The organism is Geobacillus sp. G4, from assembly GCF_040327975.1.
Lineage (GTDB): Bacteria > Bacillota > Bacilli > Bacillales > Anoxybacillaceae > Geobacillus > Geobacillus thermoleovorans.
Genome location: NZ_JBEPJY010000002.1, coordinates 216,308 through 236,458 on the forward strand (window position 1 = coordinate 216,308; position 20,151 = coordinate 236,458).

The window sequence follows — 20,151 nt, forward strand, 5'->3', positions numbered from 1 at the left end:
AGACATAGTATACTTTGTTTAGGGGGTTTTTGCAACAGGCTTTTTTAATTTTTTTGCATAAAAAAGAGAAAAAGCGCCCACTCCCGCACCGTGGCCCGATCCGTTTGTGCGGATCGCAAAAGCCATAGCGCAGGCGGCGCGCTTCACATCGAACCGCTGTTACGCATTGACGCTGAGACGCTCATTCATTTTGGCCGCGACAAGATGGGCTAAATCAACGACGCGGCACGAATAGCCCCATTCATTGTCATACCAAGCGAGCACTTTCACTTTTCGCCCTTCCATCACCATCGTCGACAGGCCGTCGATAATCGCAGAATGCGGATTCGTATTGAAATCGATCGAGACAAGCGGCTCCATCGTGAAATCCAAGATGCCTTTCAATGGGCCGTTGGCAGCGCGGATCAGCGCCTCGTTCACCTCATCAACCGTCACATCGCGCTTCAAGTCGACGACCAAGTCGACGAGCGAGACGTTCGGCGTCGGGACGCGGAGCGCCATGCCATGAAGCTTCCCTTTTAAATGCGGCAGCACTAGGCCAAGCGCTTTCGCCGCTCCCGTTGTCGTCGGGATGATCGACTGCGCGCATGAGCGGGCGCGGCGCAAATCTTTATGCGGGTTGTCGATGTTTTTTTGGTCGTTCGTATACGCGTGAACCGTCGTCATCAGGCCGTTTTCAATCCCAAACGCTTCATCGAGCACTTTGACGACCGGAGCCAAACAGTTTGTCGTACACGAGGCGTTCGAAATGATGAAATGGCGGTCGATGTCAAGCATATGCTCGTTGACGCCAACAACGATCGTCACATCTTCATTTTTGCCTGGGGCGGTTAAAATGACGCGCTTCGCCCCTGCCTCAAGGTGAAGGCTCGCCTTTTCGCGGTCGTTGAATTTTCCGGTCGCTTCAATCACAATATCGATATCAAGCTCTTTCCACGGCAGCTGTTTCGGGTCGCGCGAGTTTAACAGCCTCACTTTTTTGCCGTTGACGAGCAGGCCGTCTTCCAAGGCGATGACCTCACCGTCAAATTTACCGTGGTTTGAGTCATATTTTACTAAATGGGCTAACGTTTCCGGCGGATAGCTGGCGTTCACCGCCACAATGTCGAGGTCAGAGGAATTGATGGCGCGCCGGAACACCATCCGTCCGATTCGTCCGAAACCGTTAATCGCCACTTTCGCCTTCATTCACTTTGTTCTCCTCTCATATATGTTATACTATTTTCTTATATTTGTATAAATAGTATATCATATTTTTAGGAAATGTGGAGAACAAAATGACTGAAAGCGAACAAAAAAGACGCCTATTTTTCCAAGGCGTCCCATTGTTTCAAAATAGCCAACAGCTGACGGCGTGTCTCTTCCCTCGTTCCGTTATTGTTGATGACCGCGTCGGCCCGCTTCATTTTTTCCGCCAGCGGCCATTGAGCGCGAATGCGGGCGCGCGCTTCTTCCTCAGTGAACCCGTTCCGCTCCATCAGCCGGCGAAGCTGGATGTCATCGTCAACATACACGACAAGTACTTTATCGACCCAGGATGTCAATCCGCTTTCAAATAAAAGCGGAATGTCCAATACGACCGTTTTCGCCCCGGAACGGACGAGCGCTTCTTTCTCCGCGAGCATTTTCTGACGCACCGCCGGGTGAACGATGGCGTTTAGCTTTTTCCGTTCTTCTTCGTCGTTGAACACGATCGCCCCGAGTTTCGCCCGATCGATCTCTCCATTTGTCTGCAAAATGCCCGGACCGAAGGCGGCGACAATCTGACGGTAGGCGTCTTCCCCCGGTCGGACGACGGCGCGCGCCGCTTCGTCAGCATCAATGACCGGAAGGCCGAGCTCGCGCATCATCGCGCTCACCGTGCTTTTGCCGCTGGCGATCCCGCCGGTCAATCCGATCGTCAACGTCATGGAACCTCTCTCCTTTTTACACGCCGCCTAGCGCTGGCAGCGCGGGCAATAATGCGTGCCGCGGCCGGCGACGACCGTTTTTTCAATCGGCGTGCCGCATCGTTTGCACGGATTGCCTTGGCGGCCATACACGTACAAATGATGTTGAAACGTGCCGGCCTCGCCTTGCGTGTTCACATACGTGCGCACCGTGCTTCCCCCTTTCATGACCGCCTCGCCGATCGTCGCCACCATTTCCTCATGCAGGCGCTCGATCTCTTTGCTGGAGAGAGAGGCGGCCGGCCGGCCGGGAAGAATGCCGGCGCGAAACAGCGATTCGTCGACATAAATATTGCCAAACCCAGCCACGACCGTCTGATCAAGGAGCAACGCTTTGACCGACCGTTTCGTTTTCACCGCCCGCTCCGCCAATACAGCTGGGGAAAACGCCGGGGAAAGCGGCTCCGGCCCAAGCTCAGCAAGCGGCGGCCGACGGTCAGCTTCTTCTTTGGCATAAACGTGCATCGTTCCGAACTTGCGCACGTCGCGGTAACGGAGTTCGCTGCCGTCCGTGAAGCAAAACACGACGTGCGTATGCGGTTCGAGCGGCTCGAGGGCAGAAGCAACGGCGTAGCGCCCTTCCATGCGCAAATGGGAAATGAGTGCATCGCGGTCGAGCAGGAATTTCAAAAACTTCCCTCTCCGTTCCAAACCACGCACCGTCTGTCCGATCATTCTTGCCGCAAACTCCTCGGGGTCTCGCGGATGGCGGATGATGTTCGGCCAAAAGATGCGCACATCCTCAATCGTTTTTCCGACAATAAGCGGCAAAAGCGTACGACGGATCGTTTCCACCTCCGGCAATTCCGGCATGGCGATCCCCCCTTTCCTCCGTTTTCCTGCATCGTTCCCGCCGACGCTTTCGCATTGACGCCGGTTCATCCGCCGAGAGAAAGATTCTCCATGGGGCGGCAGCTGTTTCGCTCCAATTCATCGAGTTGCAGCCGAGAATCGTCGCACCGAAAGATTCTGCCTAGAAGGCCGGTGAGAAACGCTGATTTTCGCAAAATCGGTCATGTTGGTTGAGAAGGACGACTCGATGTTCCAAGGCTTCTCAACTGGAGAAGAGTCGTTGTGAAACTGCTTTTTCATTGCATCACAGGCCTTCTTAAGGGTGCCGGCGATCCACACCAAGACTCCTTTTTATTTCGCGTCATACCATGTCGAGCCGTAATGGTAATCGACTTTGAGCGGCACGCGAAGTGTGACCGCTTGCTCCATCACTTCCGGAACGAGCCGGCACAGCCGCTCCATCTCTTCTTTCGGCGCCTCCAAAATGAGCTCGTCATGCACCTGCAGCAAAAGGCGCGCTTGCAGCCGCTCTTCCTTCAGTCTAGCGTTCAGATCGATCATCGCCTTTTTAATAATGTCAGCGGCGCTCCCTTGAATCGGCGTGTTCATCGCCATCCGTTCAGCAAAGCTGCGGACGTTGAAGTTGCGGCTCGTGATATCCGGCAAATAGCGGCGCCGATGCAGCAGCGTCGTCACATACCCTTTCTGTTTTGCTTCTTGCACAATGTTTTCCATATACCGCTTCACGCCAGGGAAGCTTTCGAAGTAGCGCTCGATGAATTCAGCGGCCTCTTTGCGTGAAATATTTAAGTTTTGCGCCAAGCCGTAATCACTGATCCCGTAAACGATCCCAAAGTTGACCGCCTTCGCCTGACGGCGCATGTTGGGCGTCACTTCGTCCTCGCTCACTTGGAAAATGTCCATCGCTGTTTTCGTATGGATATCCAAATCGCGGCGGAACGCTTCCATTAAATTGTCATCTTCCGCAATATGGGCGAGGACGCGCAACTCAATTTGCGAGTAGTCGGCAGCGAAAATGAGCCAATCAGACTCCGACGGCACGAACGCTTGGCGGATTTTCCGTCCTTCCTCAAGCCGAATCGGAATGTTTTGCAAGTTCGGCTCCGTCGAGCTGAGCCGTCCGGTTTGCGTCAACGCCTGATTGAAAATCGTATGCACCTTCTTTGTATCGGGTCGCACGACTTTCAGCAATCCTTCAATATACGTCGACTGCAACTTGCCAAGCTGGCGGTAATGCAAAATGTTTTCCACGATCTCGTGATAAGGCGCAAGTTTTTCAAGCACATCCGCCGAAGTGGAGTAGCCGGTTTTCGTTTTTTTCAAGACGGGCAGCTGCAGTTTTTCAAATAAAATGACGCCGAGCTGTTTCGGTGAATTGATGTTGAATTCTTGGCCGGCGAGCTCATAAATGCGCTGCTCGACCGTGCGCAGCTGCTCGGCGAGCTCTTCGCCCATCTGTTCGAGCCGCTTCGTATCCACTTTCACTCCGGCAAATTCCATTTCCGCCAAAATCGAAGACAACGGCTGCTCGAGCTCGACGAGCAACCGATCTTGTTCGTTGCGGCGCAGCTCATCCAAAAACGGCCGTTCGAGCGCCCAAATCGCCGCCGCCTTGCGGACCAAATGCTCGGCGAGCACTGGCTCATCCGGCACGGCCCGCTTCGCCCCTTTGCCATACACCGCTTCATCCGGGCGCACCGCTTCGTATTGCTTCATTTTTGCTGCGGCAGCCACATCATCAACACCTTGCGCCGGATCAAGCAAATAGGCGGCCAGCAATAAATCAAAGGAAACGCCGCATAGCTCAATTCCTTTCCATTTCAAGGCGACTGCCGCGCGCTTTGAGTCAAACATGCTTTTTTTCTTCGTTTCATCACCAAGCCAGGCGACAAACTGCGGATCGGCAAGCGCCGTCTCCGGGCGCAGGAAAAACCGTCCATGTTCGTTGACCACAGCGATGCCGACGATCGGCGCATCATGATAATTTTCCTCGACCACTTCAACGACAAGCGCCGCCTTGTCGGCAAGCATCTCCTCCGTCACGCGGTCAGCAAGCGTAAATGCCATCTTGGCAAGCGGTTTTTCCTCTTCTGATGACGGCGATTCCATTTTCTCTAAAAACGATTGAAACCCAAGCTCTTTAAATAAAGCGACCACTTTCTCCCGGTCTTCCCCTTGATAGACGATGTCATCAAGCGAGAGCTCGACCGGGGCGTCGCGGCGAATGGCGGCGAGCTTTTTGCTTAACAGCGCCATCTCCCGGTGTTGGCGCAGCGTTTCTTTCAACTTTTCGCCTTTGATCTCGTCAATGGAGGCAAGCACGTTTTCGACCGTGCCGAATTGCTTGAGCAGCTTGACCGCCGTCTTTTCCCCGATGCCCGGCACTCCGGGAATGTTGTCCGATTTGTCGCCCATCAATCCTTTCAAATCAACGATTTGTTCCGGAGTTAAGCCGTATTTTTCGCGGACCGCCTCCGGCGTGTACGGTTCGATATCGGTAATCCCTTTTTTCGTAATGTCCACCGTCACATGGGGGGAGGCGAGCTGGGTCAGATCGCGGTCGCCGGAAATGACTTTCACCTCAAACCCTTCCTGCTCAGCGCGGGCGGCAAGCGTTCCGATAATATCGTCCGCTTCGTAGTTCTCGAGTTCATAGGCGGGGATGCGATACGCCCTCAGCAGCTCGCGCAACAGCGGAAACTGCTCCGACAGCTCCGGTGGCGTCTGCTGGCGCCCACCTTTATACTCTTGAAACGCTTCATGCCGGAACGTCGTTTTCCCGGCGTCAAACGCGACAAGCATATGAGTTGGCTCTTCTTCCGCCAAAATTTTATTCAACATCATCGTAAACCCGTAGACGGCGTTCGTATGGATGCCTTTGTCGTTATGCAAAAGCGGCAAGGCGAAAAAGGCGCGGTACGCCACGCTGCTGCCGTCGATTAAAACAAGCTTTTTTTTCAATCTCATCCCTCCTCGGATGCTTCCTTGTCCTATTGTACCATGCCTGCGGCTTGCCTTGAACGCTCTCCCACCATGATGGGAGGCGCCGATTCATCCCGTGCTCACGCTCACGCTGAAAAATGGCAGGCTTCTCAGTTGGAGATGATAAAAAGAAGCCGGCTACCGCCCCGGCTTTGGAAAATGGATCGTGAACACGGTGCCGCGCCCCACTTTGCTCGCTACGGTAATATATCCATGGTGAGCCTCAACCAAATGTTTCACAATCGCCAGGCCCAACCCCGTTCCGCCGGAATCGCGGCTGCGCGCCTTGTCGACGCGGTAAAAACGCTCAAAAATGCGCGGGATTTCTTTTTCCTCAATGCCGATTCCGGTGTCTTTCACATGGATCAGCACTTCTTTCTTCGTCTCTTCCGCCTCGACAGCGACCCGTCCGTGCTCCGGCGTATACGTGATGGCGTTGGCGAGCAAGTTCAGCAAAATTTGCTTCATCCGATTTCTGTCACCGCGGATGACAAGCCCGGATGGCGATTCGATATGCAAATCAATTTGTTTTTCCGCCGCTTTTTGGCGAAACACAGCAGCCGCTTCGGCGATGACTTGAGCGATATCCACGTCTTCGAGTTGCAGCTGAAATCCGTGCTGCTCGATTTTCGACAAGTCCAACAGTTCCTCAACGAGCGTTTGCAGCCGTTCGCTTTCTTTTAAGATGATGGTCAAAAAATGTTCGAGCGCCGCTTCATCCTTCATAGCGCCATCCAATAGCGTTTCGGCGAATCCTTTGATGGACGTCACCGGCGTTTTCAATTCGTGCGAAACGTTGGCGACAAAGTCTTTGCGGATTTGCTCAAGGCGCTTCAGCTCCGTAATGTCATGAAACACGACGACAATCCCTTTCCATTCGGCGTTCGTGCCAATGATGGGAGCCCCGTATACATCGAAATGTTTCCGCTCGATGCCAATCGTCAGCCGCATATGCCGGCGCATCGTCGTTTCAGTGATGAAAATATCATCGATAAACCGGACGATGTCGCGGTGCGGCAGCACATCGGCGTACGGACGGTACAAACAATCCGACGGATCGAGATGAAACTGAGTCTGGAACGCCCGATTGATGAGAGAAATATGTCCGCGGTGGTCAATAAACAACAGGCCGCTGCCGACGTTTTCAATGAGCGTGTGAAGCCGATCGGTCTGAATTTCCCGCGCCCTGCTCATCTCCTGCAAATGGCGGGCCAGCCGGTTGATCGAGCGCACAAGCATCCCGGCCTCGTTATATTCACCATCGGGCACACGGGCGGCGTAATTGCCTTTTTCCAGCTCAAACGCCACTTTCGTCGCTTCTTCAATCGGCTTCATATATTGATTGGCGATTTTCCAGACGAGGGCGATGATGACAACGAGCGCCATCCCGAGGCTGCTCGTGAGCACGCCCCAAATTTGCTCGTTTACTTTTTGGAGTGAGCTCGTCGGTGTGCTTAAAACGACGTACCCGCTCCGTTCACCGCGCTCGTACGGGACGATGTAGTAATAGACATCGTTTGTTTTTTCAATCACGGAAAAGCGGGGAAACTGCTTTTTGCGCAAAATCGCGCGGACGATGCGCTCATGGTCTTTGTCGCTGATCGCTGCGACGCGACCGCTGTCAAACCGCACCCGTTCTTCTTTATCGAGCACGGTGATGCGGGACGACAGTTCATTCCCCATTTCCTGCAAATCGGCGCGGATTTGCTCGAGCGGTTCATTTTCAAGCAAAATCGCAAGCGCTTGGGCCTCTTTTTCCATCCGTTTGTTCATCGTCTCGGCGTAAAAATCTTTCAGCAATTGCCCGAGCAAAAGCCCGAGGGCGATCAACACCGTGGCGATGAGCGTCACGAGCCAAAACAAAAGGCGGGTGCGGAAGCTATTCATGCCGCTTCGGTTCCTCCAACTTGTAGCCAAGGCCGCGCACCGTTTTAATGTACATCGGTTTTTTCGTATCGGTTTCGATCTTCTCGCGCAAGTGGCTGATATGGACGTCGACAATGCGTGTATCGCCGGCAAACTCGTAGTTCCACACGGCGCTGAGCAGCTGGTCGCGCGTCAACACCCGCCCTTTATGGCGAGCCAAATAAAGGAGCAACTCAAACTCTTTCGGCGTCAGCTCAAGCGGCTTGCCGTCGATCGTTGCTTCATAGCGTTCCGGAAAAATTTCCAGCTCGCCAACAACAAGCCGCTCGCTCGATTCAGCCGCCGGCTGAACGATCTCCGTGCGGCGCAAAATCGCCTTGACGCGGGCAATGACTTCGCGCGGGCTGAACGGCTTTGTCATATAGTCGTCGGCGCCAAGCTCAAGACCAAGCACTTTGTCAAATTCATCATCGCGAGCCGTCAACATTAAAATCGGCGTCATGATTTGCTGCTGGCGAAGCCGCTTGCACACATCAACGCCGTCAAGCTTCGGCAGCATCAAGTCCAAAATAATGAGCGCCGGCTGCTCGGACGCTACTTTCACGAGCGCCTCTTCGCCATCGTGAGCGGTCACGACGTGAAATCCGGCTTTCTCCAAATTGTACGACAACAGAGTCACAATCGGCTGTTCGTCATCGACAACTAAAATTTTTCGTCCCATGCCGCTCCTCCATCCCGTCCAATGGTTTCTGCCTTTATGATACCACAATTGACGCCTTGATTCGGACAAAAAAAGAAAAAAGGGCGTTTTCCTGCGGACAGGTTGCCCTCGGAAAACTGCCCCTCGCGTTTGGCTGGCTTCCTTTGGCGGAAAGCGGCATGAAACTCCCCCTTTGTTTCGAAGTGGGGGACTGCTTTCAACATGAGGTCAAAAGTTCTCGAGCACCCGCCCGTCTAGGCGCGGCAACGTATGCGGCGGGCAGACAGACAGCGTTCCGTCAAGCACCGTCTCCGCACCGCGCGTCGCCATGACGGACAACGTCACGCAATGGCCCGCCTCATCGACATCGGCGACTTCGAGCAAAAATTCGAGCGTTTCATAATGATAAACTGGGCGGAGAAAGCGAAGATCCTGCCGCGTAATGTAGCTGCCCGGGCCCGGCAAATATTTGGAGACCGCGGAAGTGATCATCCCCGTCAACATGACCGGCGGCACGACCGGTTTTCCAAACGGCGTCTGTGAAGCATAATCATGCTGGATATAGAGCGGATTGGCATCATCCGTCAGCCCAAGATAAAGAAGCAAGTCTTTGTCTTCGATGGCGGCTTGGAACACGAGCTTTTCCCCCGCTTGAATTTCCCCGATCCGTCTCCCGAGCTTTCGTTTTTTCAACATGTTCCCACCCCTTCGTTGTCTAGAAAGCGCTTTCATTGACTGTGGGCAAAAATCCGGGGCAATGCCCGAATTTTTGCCTCGCCGCTATTCCAGCATGCGCATGACATTTTTAACGGATTCGACGGATTTGGCGAGCGCCGCTTTTTCCTCTTCGGTCAGCTCGAGCTCGATCACTTTCTCGATGCCGTTGCCGCCGAGGATCGTCGGCACGCCCAAATAAATGCCTTCATAGCCGTATTCGCCTTCAAGGTAGGCGATCGCCGGCAAAATGCGGCGCTGGTCTTTCAAAATCGCTTCAACCATTTCGACAAGCGAGGCGGCCGGTGCGTAGTAGGCGCTGCCGTTGCCGAGCAGGTTGACGATTTCACCGCCGCCTTTGCGCGTCCGCTCAACGATGGCGTCCAAACGATCTTTCGGAATGAGTTTTTCGAGCGGAATGCCGCCGGCGTACGAGTAGCGGACGAGCGGCACCATGTCATCGCCATGGCCGCCTAAAACAAACCCAGTGACATCTTTTACCGAAATGTTCAGCTCCTCGGCGACGAACGTGCGGAAGCGCGCCGTATCCAAGACGCCCGACTGGCCGATGACGCGGTTTTTCGGGAATCCGGATTCCTTAAAGACCGTATACGTCATCGCATCGACCGGGTTCGTCAAGACGATGATGTAGCAGTTCGGCGAGTACTTGACGACTTCCTTCGTCACTTGCTTCATAATTTTTTGGTTCGTCGTCACCAAATCGTCGCGGCTCATGCCCGGCTTGCGGGCGATGCCTGCTGTGATGACGACGATGTCGGAATCGGCTGTGTCAGCGTAATCCGATGTGCCGATGATATTCGCGTCAAAGCCGAGCACCGGGCTTGCCTCGAGCATATCGAGCGCCTTCCCTTTCGTTGGGTTCTCAAGCTGCGGAATATCGACCAACACGACGTCGCCGAGCTCTTTTTGCGCCAAAAGGAACGCCGTCGTCGCCCCCGTGAATCCGGCGCCGATCACCGAGATTTTTTTCCGTTTCATCGCCATCGTTTGCCATCCCTTTCCTTCAAAGGTTAGTCCATATTGCGGATGAGCGCATCAGCAAATTCGGAGCATTTCACTTCCGTCGCCCCTTCCATCAGGCGAGCGAAGTCATACGTGACGATTTTCGCGGCGATGGTTTTCTCCATCGCTTTGATGATCAATTTCGCTGCTTCGTTCCAACCAAGATGCTCAAACATCATGACGCCCGAGAGAATGACGGACGACGGGTTGACTTTGTCAAGCCCTGCGTATTTCGGCGCCGTGCCGTGCGTCGCTTCGAAAATCGCGTGGCCGGTTTCGTAGTTGATGTTGGCCCCCGGCGCGATGCCGATGCCGCCGACTTGAGCGGCCAGCGCGTCGGAAATGTAGTCGCCGTTTAAGTTCATCGTCGCGATGACGTCAAATTCGCGCGGACGCGTCAAAATTTGTTGCAGGAAGATGTCGGCGATGACATCTTTGATAATGATTTTGCCGGACGCTTCCGCATCAGCAAGCGCTTTGTTCGCCGCTTCCTTGCCTTCCGTTTCAACGATTCGGTCGTATTGCGCCCACGTGAACACTTTGTCGGCGAATTCTTCCTCCGCCAATTCATAACCCCAGTTTTTAAACGCGCCTTCGGTGAATTTCATAATGTTTCCTTTATGAACGAGCGTCACCGACTTGCGGCCGTGTTCGATCGCGTAGTTGATCGCCGCGCGCACAAGCCGTTTCGTCCCTTGTTCGGAAATCGGTTTAATGCCGATGCCGGACGTTTCCGGGAAGCGGATTTTGCGCACGCCCATTTCGTTTTGCAAAAAGTCGATGACTTTTTTCACTTCCGGCGTGCCTTTGGCATATTCAATGCCAGCGTAGATGTCTTCCGTGTTTTCCCGGAAAATGACCATATCGGTGTCTTCCGGGCGTTTCACCGGCGACGGAACGCCTGGGAAGTAGCGAACCGGGCGCAAGCAGACAAACAGGTCGAGCTCTTGGCGGAGCGCTACGTTCAGCGAGCGGATGCCGCCGCCGACCGGCGTCGTCAACGGCCCTTTAATGGCGATTATGTATTCGCGGATCGTCTCAAGCGTTTCATCCGGAAGCCAGCTGCCCGTCAGCTTGTACGCTTTTTCACCAGCGAGCACTTCCTTCCAGACGATTTTTTTCTCACCTTTGTACGCTTTTTCCACCGCTGCTTCGAGCACGCGCGAAGCGGCCGCCCAAATGTCCGGGCCGGTTCCATCCCCCTCGATGAACGGAATGATCGGGTTGTTCGGAACGTTGAGCACACCATTTTGGACTGTAATTTTTTCTCCTTGCGTCACGAGCAAAACCCCCAATGCAGTTTTTTTATAAAAAGGCGTGAAGGCGCGCCTTCACCGCCTTGTCCACTTGTTTTAGCCGCGCTCGTCGATCGGCACGTACGCCCGCTTGCCTGGGCCGGTGTACTCAGCGCGCGGACGGATGAGACGGTTGTTGTCGTATTGTTCCAAGATGTGAGCCAACCATCCCGAGGTGCGGCTGACGGCAAAAATCGGCGTAAACAAATCATGATCGATTCCTAAACAATGGTAAACCGAGGCGGAATAAAAGTCAACGTTCGGCGGCAGCGCTTTTTCCGATGTGACGATTTCTTCAATCTTCGTCGACATTTCATACCAATGCGGCTCGCCGACGAGCTTCGTCAGTTTTTCCGACATTTTTTTCAAATGTTTGGCGCGCGGGTCGCCTTTTCGGTAAACGCGATGGCCAAAGCCCATAATTTTTTCTTTGTTGGCGAGCTTTCTGCGGATGTATGGCTCGACGTTGTCGACCGTGCCGATTTCCGTCAACATTTTCATCACCGCTTCGTTCGCCCCGCCGTGAAGCGGCCCTTTCAAGGCTCCGATCGCCGCCGTGATGCCGGAATAAATATCGGACAGCGTGGCTACGCAGACGCGCGCCGTGAACGTCGACGCGTTCAACTCGTGGTCGGCATGCAGCACGAGCGCCTTGTTGAACGCTTCCGTGGCGATGTCGTCTGGTTCTTTGCCGGTCAGCATGTACAAGAAATTGGCAGCAAAGCTCAAATCTTTGCGCGGCGCAACCGGTTCCAACCCTTTGCGCACGCGGGCGAAGGCGGTGACAATCGTCGGGATTTTCGCCTGCAGGCGAATGGCTTTCCGATAATTCGCCTCTTTCGTCATCACATCCGCCTCTTCGTCATACAAGCCGAGAAGCGATACCGCGGTGCGCAAAGCCGCCATCGGATGCACCTTGTCAATCGGATACAGCTTGAAGTGTTCAATGATTTCATTTGGAATTTCAGCGTTTTCCGCCAACTGTTTCTTTAATTCCTCAAGCTGCTCTTTCGTCGGCAGTTCGCGATGCCAAAGCAAATAAACGACTTCTTCGAAGGAAGCGTTTTCGGCTAAATCGTCAATGTCATAACCGACATACGTCAACGTGTCATCGATGATCGAACTGATGCTTGAAGTTGTGGCCACAACTCCCTCTAACCCACGGGTTACTGTCATGTTCAATCTCCCCTTCTCTTCATAAGTTCCGGCCATAACGACCGATGGCCGATGAGCGCTTGCTCGAAATGGAGGCAAAAACAAACGCGCGCGCGAAAGTGCTTACATGACGCCGGCGACAACCGCCCCGTCGCAACAGCTGCACAATGCTTGGCCGAAAACTCACTCACGTTTATTATTATAAACAATTATCAGACTTTTGTCAGCTGTCACACGTCAAAAGAAATGATGATCAGGAATAAAATGGAAATCGATTCATCTCAAAACGGAGGATCCCACACACCGCCTGATGATCAAAAATATTCTACCATTTTGATGACCGTATAGGCAATGCCAGCGCCGATCAATGGACCAACCGCCACCCCATGAAACAGCGAAACCGCGAGGATGGTGCCGAATGCAAGCGCGGCGGTCATATGCGGGTCATTGGCAAGGAGCGTTACTCCATTTTTGGCGATCAAGGCGACAAAAATGCCAGATGCGAGCGCCACCCAGGCCGACAACGACTGCAGAGAGCCGACAAGCTGCCGAAAGCCGATCTCCCCAGAAGCGATGGGAGCGAGCACGGCGATCGTAATGACCGTCACTCCCCAGTTGATCCCTTTGGACTGAATGATCGGCAGCACTTTTTGATCCAAGCCGACAAGTTTGATGGCCAACAGCACAACGACGGCGACAATAAGCGACTTGTTTTTCGCAAGAAAGCCGAGCGCAAGCAACAACAATAAAAACAACACCGGTTCGTTCACGGTCGTCCGTCCTTTCCTATGAAACTTGTCTTTTTGCTTCCCCGTAAGAAAACGTGTAATATATCAATATGGAACGTCGTTGGAGGTGAAACATTGTCCCGAGTTTATGTTGATCGCTTTTTGCGCTTTTTTCTTGTCATCGCCGCTGTCGCGCTCGGCGCCATCGCTATGTACTACATCGCGACGGTGACGTATCCGTTCATCATCGCCTTTTTCATCGCGATGATCATCAACCCGCTCGTCGATGCTTTGGAGCGGAAAGCGAAAATGCCGCGCTGGCTCGCGGTCAGCGTCACGCTCATCATGTTGTTTGCCGCGGTCGCCGGCTTGGTCACGCTTCTTGTTGCCGAAATCGTTTCGGGAACGCAATATTTAGCCCGCGTCGTGCCGGAAAAATTTCAAGCATTGATCACGTACATGGAGACGTTCGTCGCCGACCAAATCATCCCGATTTACAAAGATTTGGCCGGGATGTTTAAAAGTTTAAGCGCCGCCCAACAGGATACGATTATGCAAAACATTCAAGCCGTCGGAAAAAAAATTGGGACGACGGTTGGTGAATTTGTCCAAAGCATCCTGCAAAACATTCCGCAGCTTCTCGCCTGGCTGCCGAATGCCGCGACCGTGTTTATTTTTTCGCTGTTGGCGACGTTTTTCATCAGCAAAGACTGGCACCGTCTGATGCGCATGGCGCAGCAATGGCTGCCGACGAAAGCCCGCACAAGCGGAAAAACGGTGTTTCTTGATTTAAAGCGGGCGCTGTTTGGCTTTATCAAAGCGCAGGCGACGCTCATTTCGATTACGACGGTCATCGTGTTGATCGGCTTGCTTATTTTGCGCGTCGATTACGCCATTACGATCGCATTGATCATCGGGTTCGTCGATCTTTTGCCATATTTGGGAACGGGGATTGTATTTGTTCCTTGGATCATTTACACCATGGCTAGCGGCGACATTCCGTTTGCCATCGGATTGGGCGTGCTGTATGTCGTCGTCCTCGTCCAACGGCAAATCATGGAGCCGAAAGTGCTTTCTTCAACGATCGGCCTCGATCCGCTCGCGACGCTCATCGCCTTGTTCGTCGGCTTCAAACTGCTCGGCTTTCTCGGCTTGATTGCCGGCCCCGTCGCGCTTGTCATCATCCGCACGCTCCATAGCGCCAATGTTTTTCGTGATCTTTGGCGCTTTATTATCGGCAAGCCGGCCACGTAATCGAAGGGAGCTGTCTCAAAAGCTCGGCTTTCTATAATAGGAATACAATCTTTCGTTTCACAAAGATGTTTAATGGGTATATAGGACGATGCGAAAGGGTGTCCCGCTGCTTTTGGGACACCCTGTTTTGCTGCAACGTCCGTTACAACACGCTCGCATGGCCGCGGTAGACGGCGCCAAAGCCGCCATCGACCGTGATCTCTTGCCCATCTTTAAACAAGCTTGTGGCATTTTCCACCCCGACGACGACCGGAATGCCAAGGCTTAAGCCGACGACCGCCGCATGGCTCGTCAACCCGCCTTCCTCGGTGATGATCGCCGCCGCTTTTTCGATCGCCGGCATCATATCGGCATCGGTGCTGATGGTGACTAAAATGCCGCCCTCTACCATTTTTCGGCACGCCTCTTCTGCCGTTTTGGCGACGACCGCCTTGCCGAATGCCGACTTGCGGCCGATGCCTTGCCCTTTGGCAAGCAAGTCGCTGATGACGTGCACTTTCATTAAGTTCGTCGATCCCGTTTCGCCGACCGGCACGCCGGCCGTGATGACGACCAAGTCGCCGTGCTTCACCAAGCCGGAGCGCACTGCCGCGTCGACCGCCACATCGAGCATTTCATCGGTTGTATTGACATGCGGTGCTTCTTTCGTATACACGCCCCAAATGAGCGCCAGCCGCCGCGAGACCGCTTCGTTTGATGTCACCGCGATGATCGGGGCTTTCGGGCGGTATTTCGCCACCATCTGCGGCGTTTTTCCGCTCACCGTCGGCGTCACGATCGCCGCGACATCCAAATTGAGCGCTGTGTGGGCGACCGATTGGCCGATGGCATCGGTGATCGTCGTTCGGCTCTCTTTCGTGCGCTGGGACAAAATGTCGCGATGCTCCAACGCCTGCTCGGTGCGGAGCGCGATTTGGTGCATCGTCCTTACCGCTTCGACCGGATACTGGCCGGCTGCGGTTTCTCCGGAAAGCATGACGGCGTCGGTGCCGTCAAAAATGGCGTTGGCGACATCGCTCGCCTCAGCCCGCGTCGGCCGCGGATTGCGCTGCATCGAGTCGAGCATTTGCGTCGCCGTGATGACCGGTTTGCCAAGCATGTTGCACTTTTTAATGAGCATTTTTTGAATGAGAGGCACTTCCTCAGCCGGAATCTCAACGCCAAGGTCGCCGCGCGCCACCATGAGGCCATCGGCGGCTTCCAAAATTTCATCGATGTTGGCGACGCCTTCTTCATTTTCAATTTTCGCGATAATTTGGATATGTAAGGCGTCATTCGCCTCGAGCAGCTCGCGGATTTCGAGCACATCAGACGCCCGTCGCACAAACGAGGCGGCGATGAAGTCGATGCCTTGGCGGATGCCAAATAAAATATCGGCTCGGTCCTTCTCGGTGATGCCCGGCAAATTGACACGCACGCCGGGGACATTGACCCCTTTTTTGTTTTTGAGCACACCGCTGTTTAAGACGGTCGTGGCAATTTCTCCAGCTTGCTTGTCGACCGCGTTGACTTCAAGGCCGATCAACCCGTCGTCCAGCAAAATTTTCGAACCAACGGACACATCATCGATCAGCCCCGGATAGGTGACGGAAATTTTTTCCGGCGTGCCGAGCACTTCGCTCATCGAAATGATGAGCTTTGCCCCTTCCTTCAGTTCGACGGCGCCGTTCTCCATATTGTGCGTGCGGATTTCCGGGCCTTTCGTATCGAGCAAAATGGCGACCGTTTGGCCCGTCCGCCTCGCCGCCTCGCGAATGTTGGCGATGCGCCGCCCGTGTTCCTCATGATCTCCGTGCGAAAAGTTGAGGCGCGCCACGTTCATCCCCGCTTCGATCAATTGCACGAGCTTGTCTACGCTCTCGCTTGCCGGCCCGATCGTACAGACGATTTTCGTTTTCCGCTTCATCACTTCTTCTTCCTTTCCCCTCGGGAATTAAATCGACAGCTCTTTCGACAATGTATACATCCGCTGATCGACCGTATGTGTTTTCGCCAACGCTTCGGCAATGTCATGGTCAACGATTTGGTTGTTTTGAATGCCAACGCAGCGGCCGCCTTTGCCTTCAAGGAGCAGCTCGACCGCACGGGCGCCGAGGCGGCTCGCTAACACGCGGTCAAACGCCGTCGGCGATCCGCCGCGCTGCACGTGGCCAAGCACCGTCACGCGCGTCTCAAAGCCGGTCGCCTCTTGAATTTGCCGGCCGAAGTCGACGCCGCTGCCGACTCCCTCGGCGACGATGATGATGCTGTGTTTTTTGCCGCGTTCATGGCCGCGCTTCAAGCGAGCGACGATGTCGTCCATGTCGTAGTCCGCTTCCGGAATCAAAATCGTCTCCGCCCCTCCGGCAAGCCCCGACCATAGCGCAATATCGCCGGCATGGCGGCCCATCACTTCGACGACGTACGTCCGCTCATGCGACGTCGCCGTGTCGCGGATTTTGTCAATGGCGTCAATGACCGTATTGAGCGCGGTGTCAAAACCGATCGTAAAATCGGTGCCTGGAATGTCGTTGTCGATCGTCCCGGGCACGCCGACGCACGGGAAGCCGTGCTCCGTCAATTTTTTCGCCCCTTGATACGACCCGTCGCCGCCGATGACGACCAGCCCTTCAATACCGTGCTTTTTCAGCTGCTCGATCCCCTTTTTCTGTCCTTCTTCCGTCTTAAACTCCGGGCAGCGTGCGGTATAAAGGATGGTGCCGCCGCGATGGATGATGTCCCCGACGTCCCCGACTTCCAGTTTTTTGATATTGCCGGCGATCAACCCGGCATACCCGTGGTAGATTCCGTACACTTCCACCCCATGGTAAATCGCTTTGCGGACGACAGCGCGAATGGCCGCATTCATGCCCGGCGAGTCGCCGCCGCTTGTCAACACACCAATCCGTTTCATCATTTCCACCTCGTTTGCATCGAATTGCACACGTCCGACCTCATACGTCTTCTTGAACATCCCTAATGTACCATGAACGACAGCGGAACACAATATAGAAGCGATCGCTGAAACGGCTTACAAAAGTGGATTTTTTCACGATAGAACAAAGCTGTCCCGCGACGGAGACAGCTTTTTCCTTATCTTGCCCGAATCGTTTCCGGCAAAAACGACACTTGGCCCATTTGTTTAAATTTTTCATAGCGCTGCCGGACGAGCTCTTCGCCGTCAAGCGCCAACAGCTGTTTGAGCGAACGGCGCAGCACGCGGTCAATTTCTTTTGCCTGCTCGTCGGCGTTGCGATGAGCGCCGCCTTTGACTTCTGGAATGATTTCATCGATGACGCCGAGCGCCTTTAAGTCATGAGCGGTGATTTTCATCGTTTCCGCCGCCCGCTGCGCCAATGAGGCGTCTTTCCACAAAATCGCCGCCGCCCCTTCCGGCGAGATGACCGAGTACGTCGAGTTTTCAAGCATATGGATATGATTGCCGACGCCAAGGGCAAGCGCCCCGCCGCTTCCGCCCTCTCCGATGACGATGCAGACGACAGGCACCGTGAGCCCAGCCATTTCAAACAAGTTGCGGGCGATCGCCTCGCTTTGCCCGCGCTCTTCGGCCGCTTTGCCCGGGTAGGCGCCTTTCGTGTCGATAAAGCAGATGATCGGCCGCGAAAACTTTTCTGCCTGCTTCATGAGCCGCAACGCCTTCCGGTATCCTTCCGGATGCGGCATGCCAAAGTTGCGGCGCAAGTTTTCTTTCGTATCTTTGCCGCGCTGATGACCGATGACCGTCACGGGGAGTCCGTCGTATTTGGCGATGCCGCCGACGATCGCCTCGTCATCGCCAAAGCAGCGGTCGCCGTGGCACTCAAGAAAGTTCGTAAACAACCGCTCGATGTAATCGAGCGTCGTCGGCCGCTGCGGGTGGCGGGCGATTTGCACGCGGTCCCACGGCGTCAAATTCGCATAAATCTCGTTTTCCAGCTTGGCGAGGCGCGCCTCAAGCTTTTCGATTTCCGCCGATAAATCGACGTCCGCCGTTTTCATGAACTCTTTCAACTCTTGAATTTTGCGGCGCAGCTCGACAAGCGGCTTTTCGAATTCTAATTCCGCCACCATCCCTCTTCCCCTCCTTTTTGATGAAGATCCAAGACGACCGCAAGCGTTTCTTTCAGCTCGTGGCGGTGAATGACGGCATCAAGCTGCCCGTGCTTCAGCAAAAACTCCGCCGTCTGGAAATCGTTCGGCAGCTCTTCGCGCACCGTCTGCTCGATGACGCGGCGGCCGGCAAAACCAATGAGCGCCCCCGGCTCGGCAAAGTTATAATCCCCAAGCGAGGCGAAACTCGCCGATACACCGCCGGTCGTCGGGTGGGTCATGACGGAGATGAACAAGCCGCCGTCGTTGCTGAACCGTTTGAGCGCCGCGCTTGTTTTCGCCATTTGCATGAGGCTCAACACCCCTTCCTGCATGCGGGCGCCGCCGGAAGCGGTGAAAATGAGAAACGGCATCTGCTGTTTGTGCGCCCGTTCGACGGCGCGGGTGATTTTTTCGCCGACGACCGAGCCCATGCTGCCCATGCGAAACGATGAATCCATGACAGCAATGACGAGCGGATGGCCGTCAAGCGCCCCTTCGCCGGTGACGACCGCCTCGTTCAGCCCTGACTTGCGCCGGTCTTCTTCCAGTTTTTCGATGTAGCCCGGAAAGCCGAGCGGATTGACCGAGATCATATCGGCGTCATACTCGCGGAAGCTGCCGTCATCAAGAAGGCTTGCAATCCGTTCACGCGCCGGCATCGGATGATGGTAGCCGCAGCTTAGGCAAACGCGCAAGTTTTTGATCAACTCTTTTGTATACATAATTTTCTTGCATTGCGGACATTTCGTCATCACGCCTTCCGGCACTTCATGCCTCGCTTGTTCTGAAGGCAGCGGTGCATACTTTTTCTTTTTCACAAACAAGTCTTTCCACACGAGGGAGCCCCTCCTTTGCGTTTTCGCCTCTCTACTACTTTATCGAAAATGGACATCATTGTTTGTCAAACGATGTCCGGCCCGTTTCGACAACGGCGAAGGCCGTTGCGCCTCCCAGACGGCGACAGTCTCCGCCGGATCTTGCCTTTCCAAAGCGGCGAGCAGCTGTTCATAGCTGGCGTCGGCAAGGGGCGGCTCGGGCGCAAATGAAGCGGCAAACCCCGACAGCACCCGCCAAATGCGGGCGAGCAAAACATTGCCAGCCGCTTCCACCACCGTCTCGAAAAACCGCGCGAAATCAATCGGTTTTTGACGAACGATTTTTTTCAACTCGTCTACGTCCTCCGCGCTCCGGCGCCGACACGCAAGCGCAAGCAACAGGCGCTCGATGAGCCATTTTGTTTCCGCCAAATCGGCCTTCGCCCGTTCGTTTTCCAACAAAAACATCGCCAACAGGTCGATCAGCTGGTGGCTGCCGACCTCACGCCTATACCTCCCCTCGCCGCGCCGCGTTTCAATCAAGCCGAGAAATTCAAGCGCCCGCAACGCCTCGCGCACCGATGAACGCCCGACGCCGAGCCGTTCGGCCAGCTCGCGCTCCGACGGCAGCTTGTCGCCAGGGGCTAGGTTGTCTTCCGCCATCATGCGGTGGATGTGTTTCAACGTCTCGGCATACACGTTCTCCTCTTTGATACAATGACCCCTCTCCTTCGCTTCATCCACTGGTCTGACCACCTAATGGTTATACGATATAACAAAATAATG

Annotated in this window: 17 protein-coding genes; 1 reads left to right on the plus strand and 16 read right to left on the minus strand. The window is 54.6% G+C overall.

The genetic code is table 11. The annotated features are described in order from the left end of the window. Positions 1 to 159 precede the first annotated feature (159 nt). The 11 genes from ABS784_RS03335 to ABS784_RS03385 all read right to left on the minus strand — a co-directional run bounded on the left by ABS784_RS03335 (position 160) and on the right by ABS784_RS03385 (position 13,267). A complete protein-coding gene (locus ABS784_RS03335) occupies positions 160 to 1,188 on the minus strand; it encodes a glyceraldehyde-3-phosphate dehydrogenase (RefSeq protein ID WP_021322135.1) in 1,029 nt (342 codons plus the stop codon). Positions 1,189 to 1,304: 116 nt separating this feature from the next. Beyond that, positions 1,305 to 1,910, minus strand: a complete 606-nt coding sequence (coaE, locus tag ABS784_RS03340; protein ID WP_014196518.1) for a dephospho-CoA kinase — start codon at positions 1,908 to 1,910, stop codon at positions 1,305 to 1,307. Between the two features lie 27 nt (positions 1,911 to 1,937). Beyond that, entirely contained in the window at positions 1,938 to 2,762 is an 825-nt protein-coding gene (mutM, locus tag ABS784_RS03345) for a DNA-formamidopyrimidine glycosylase (protein ID WP_015375584.1), read from the minus strand. Positions 2,763 to 3,092: 330 nt separating this feature from the next. Beyond that, positions 3,093 to 5,729, minus strand: coding sequence for a DNA polymerase I (polA, locus tag ABS784_RS03350; RefSeq protein WP_047758145.1), 2,637 nt, complete (start codon positions 5,727 to 5,729; stop codon positions 3,093 to 3,095). Between the two features lie 153 nt (positions 5,730 to 5,882). Next, entirely contained in the window at positions 5,883 to 7,631 is a 1,749-nt protein-coding gene (gene pnpS / locus ABS784_RS03355) for a two-component system histidine kinase PnpS (RefSeq protein ID WP_014196522.1), read from the minus strand. Continuing rightward, positions 7,624 to 8,331 carry a response regulator transcription factor gene (locus ABS784_RS03360; protein WP_015375585.1) on the minus strand — a complete coding sequence of 236 codons (708 nt, stop codon included), beginning with the start codon at positions 8,329 to 8,331 and terminating at the stop codon, positions 7,624 to 7,626. The genes pnpS and ABS784_RS03360 overlap by 8 nt, the downstream gene beginning before the upstream one ends. Positions 8,332 to 8,538: 207 nt before the next feature. After that, complete coding sequence (locus ABS784_RS03365) at positions 8,539 to 9,006, minus strand: MaoC/PaaZ C-terminal domain-containing protein (protein WP_011232207.1); 468 nt, start codon at positions 9,004 to 9,006, stop codon at positions 8,539 to 8,541. A gap of 84 nt (positions 9,007 to 9,090) precedes the next feature. Then, entirely contained in the window at positions 9,091 to 10,029 is a 939-nt protein-coding gene (mdh, locus tag ABS784_RS03370; RefSeq protein WP_013524302.1) for a malate dehydrogenase, read from the minus strand. Positions 10,030 to 10,055: 26 nt separating this feature from the next. Further along, complete coding sequence (gene icd / locus ABS784_RS03375) at positions 10,056 to 11,327, minus strand: NADP-dependent isocitrate dehydrogenase (RefSeq protein ID WP_011232209.1); 1,272 nt, start codon at positions 11,325 to 11,327, stop codon at positions 10,056 to 10,058. A 72-nt stretch (positions 11,328 to 11,399) separates the two neighbouring features. Next, a complete protein-coding gene (gene citZ, locus ABS784_RS03380) occupies positions 11,400 to 12,518 on the minus strand; it encodes a citrate synthase (RefSeq protein WP_011232210.1) in 1,119 nt (372 codons plus the stop codon). Between the two features lie 293 nt (positions 12,519 to 12,811). Continuing rightward, entirely contained in the window at positions 12,812 to 13,267 is a 456-nt protein-coding gene (locus ABS784_RS03385) for a DUF441 domain-containing protein (RefSeq protein WP_021322131.1), read from the minus strand. A gap of 93 nt (positions 13,268 to 13,360) precedes the next feature. On the opposite strand from ABS784_RS03385, the gene ytvI reads away from it, so the two are divergent. After that, positions 13,361 to 14,479 carry a sporulation integral membrane protein YtvI gene (gene ytvI, locus ABS784_RS03390; protein WP_023633466.1) on the plus strand — a complete coding sequence of 373 codons (1,119 nt, stop codon included), beginning with the start codon at positions 13,361 to 13,363 and terminating at the stop codon, positions 14,477 to 14,479. 142 nt (positions 14,480 to 14,621) lie between these two features. On the opposite strand, the gene pyk is transcribed toward ytvI, so the two are convergent. From pyk to ABS784_RS03415, 5 genes are all read right to left on the minus strand, one after another. Further along, positions 14,622 to 16,385: a pyruvate kinase gene (gene pyk, locus ABS784_RS03395; RefSeq protein WP_025039133.1), complete on the minus strand. Its 1,764-nt coding sequence runs from the start codon at positions 16,383 to 16,385 to the stop codon at positions 14,622 to 14,624. 27 nt (positions 16,386 to 16,412) lie between these two features. Continuing rightward, positions 16,413 to 17,372, minus strand: coding sequence for a 6-phosphofructokinase (pfkA, locus tag ABS784_RS03400; protein WP_025039132.1), 960 nt, complete (start codon positions 17,370 to 17,372; stop codon positions 16,413 to 16,415). Positions 17,373 to 17,551: 179 nt separating this feature from the next. After that, positions 17,552 to 18,529: an acetyl-CoA carboxylase carboxyl transferase subunit alpha gene (accA, locus tag ABS784_RS03405; protein WP_011232215.1), complete on the minus strand. Its 978-nt coding sequence runs from the start codon at positions 18,527 to 18,529 to the stop codon at positions 17,552 to 17,554. Beyond that, on the minus strand, positions 18,514 to 19,386 hold the full coding sequence (accD, locus tag ABS784_RS03410; protein WP_014196529.1) for an acetyl-CoA carboxylase, carboxyltransferase subunit beta: 873 nt from the start codon (positions 19,384 to 19,386) through the stop codon (positions 18,514 to 18,516). The genes accA and accD overlap by 16 nt, the downstream gene beginning before the upstream one ends. Positions 19,387 to 19,425: 39 nt before the next feature. Beyond that, entirely contained in the window at positions 19,426 to 20,109 is a 684-nt protein-coding gene (locus ABS784_RS03415) for a FadR/GntR family transcriptional regulator (protein WP_031213151.1), read from the minus strand. Between the last annotated feature and the right edge of the window lie 42 nt (positions 20,110 to 20,151).

Bases quoted from the DNA above. Each gene is read 5' to 3' on its own strand.
- ABS784_RS03335 (WP_021322135.1), bottom strand. From the start codon at position 1,188: ATGAAGGCGAAAGTGGCGATTAACGGTTTCGGACGAATCGGACGGATG.
- coaE (WP_014196518.1), bottom strand. From the start codon at position 1,910: ATGACGTTGACGATCGGATTGACCGGCGGGATCGCCAGCGGCAAAAGC.
- mutM (WP_015375584.1), bottom strand. From the start codon at position 2,762: ATGCCGGAATTGCCGGAGGTGGAAACGATCCGTCGTACGCTTTTGCCG.
- polA (WP_047758145.1), bottom strand. From the start codon at position 5,729: ATGAGATTGAAAAAAAAGCTTGTTTTAATCGACGGCAGCAGCGTGGCG.
- pnpS (WP_014196522.1), bottom strand. From the start codon at position 7,631: ATGAATAGCTTCCGCACCCGCCTTTTGTTTTGGCTCGTGACGCTCATC.
- ABS784_RS03360 (WP_015375585.1), bottom strand. From the start codon at position 8,331: ATGGGACGAAAAATTTTAGTTGTCGATGACGAACAGCCGATTGTGACT.
- ABS784_RS03365 (WP_011232207.1), bottom strand. From the start codon at position 9,006: ATGTTGAAAAAACGAAAGCTCGGGAGACGGATCGGGGAAATTCAAGCG.
- mdh (WP_013524302.1), bottom strand. From the start codon at position 10,029: ATGGCGATGAAACGGAAAAAAATCTCGGTGATCGGCGCCGGATTCACG.
- citZ (WP_011232210.1), bottom strand. From the start codon at position 12,518: ATGACAGTAACCCGTGGGTTAGAGGGAGTTGTGGCCACAACTTCAAGC.
- pyk (WP_025039133.1), bottom strand. From the start codon at position 16,385: ATGAAGCGGAAAACGAAAATCGTCTGTACGATCGGGCCGGCAAGCGAG.
- pfkA (WP_025039132.1), bottom strand. From the start codon at position 17,372: ATGAAACGGATTGGTGTGTTGACAAGCGGCGGCGACTCGCCGGGCATG.
- accA (WP_011232215.1), bottom strand. From the start codon at position 18,529: ATGGTGGCGGAATTAGAATTCGAAAAGCCGCTTGTCGAGCTGCGCCGC.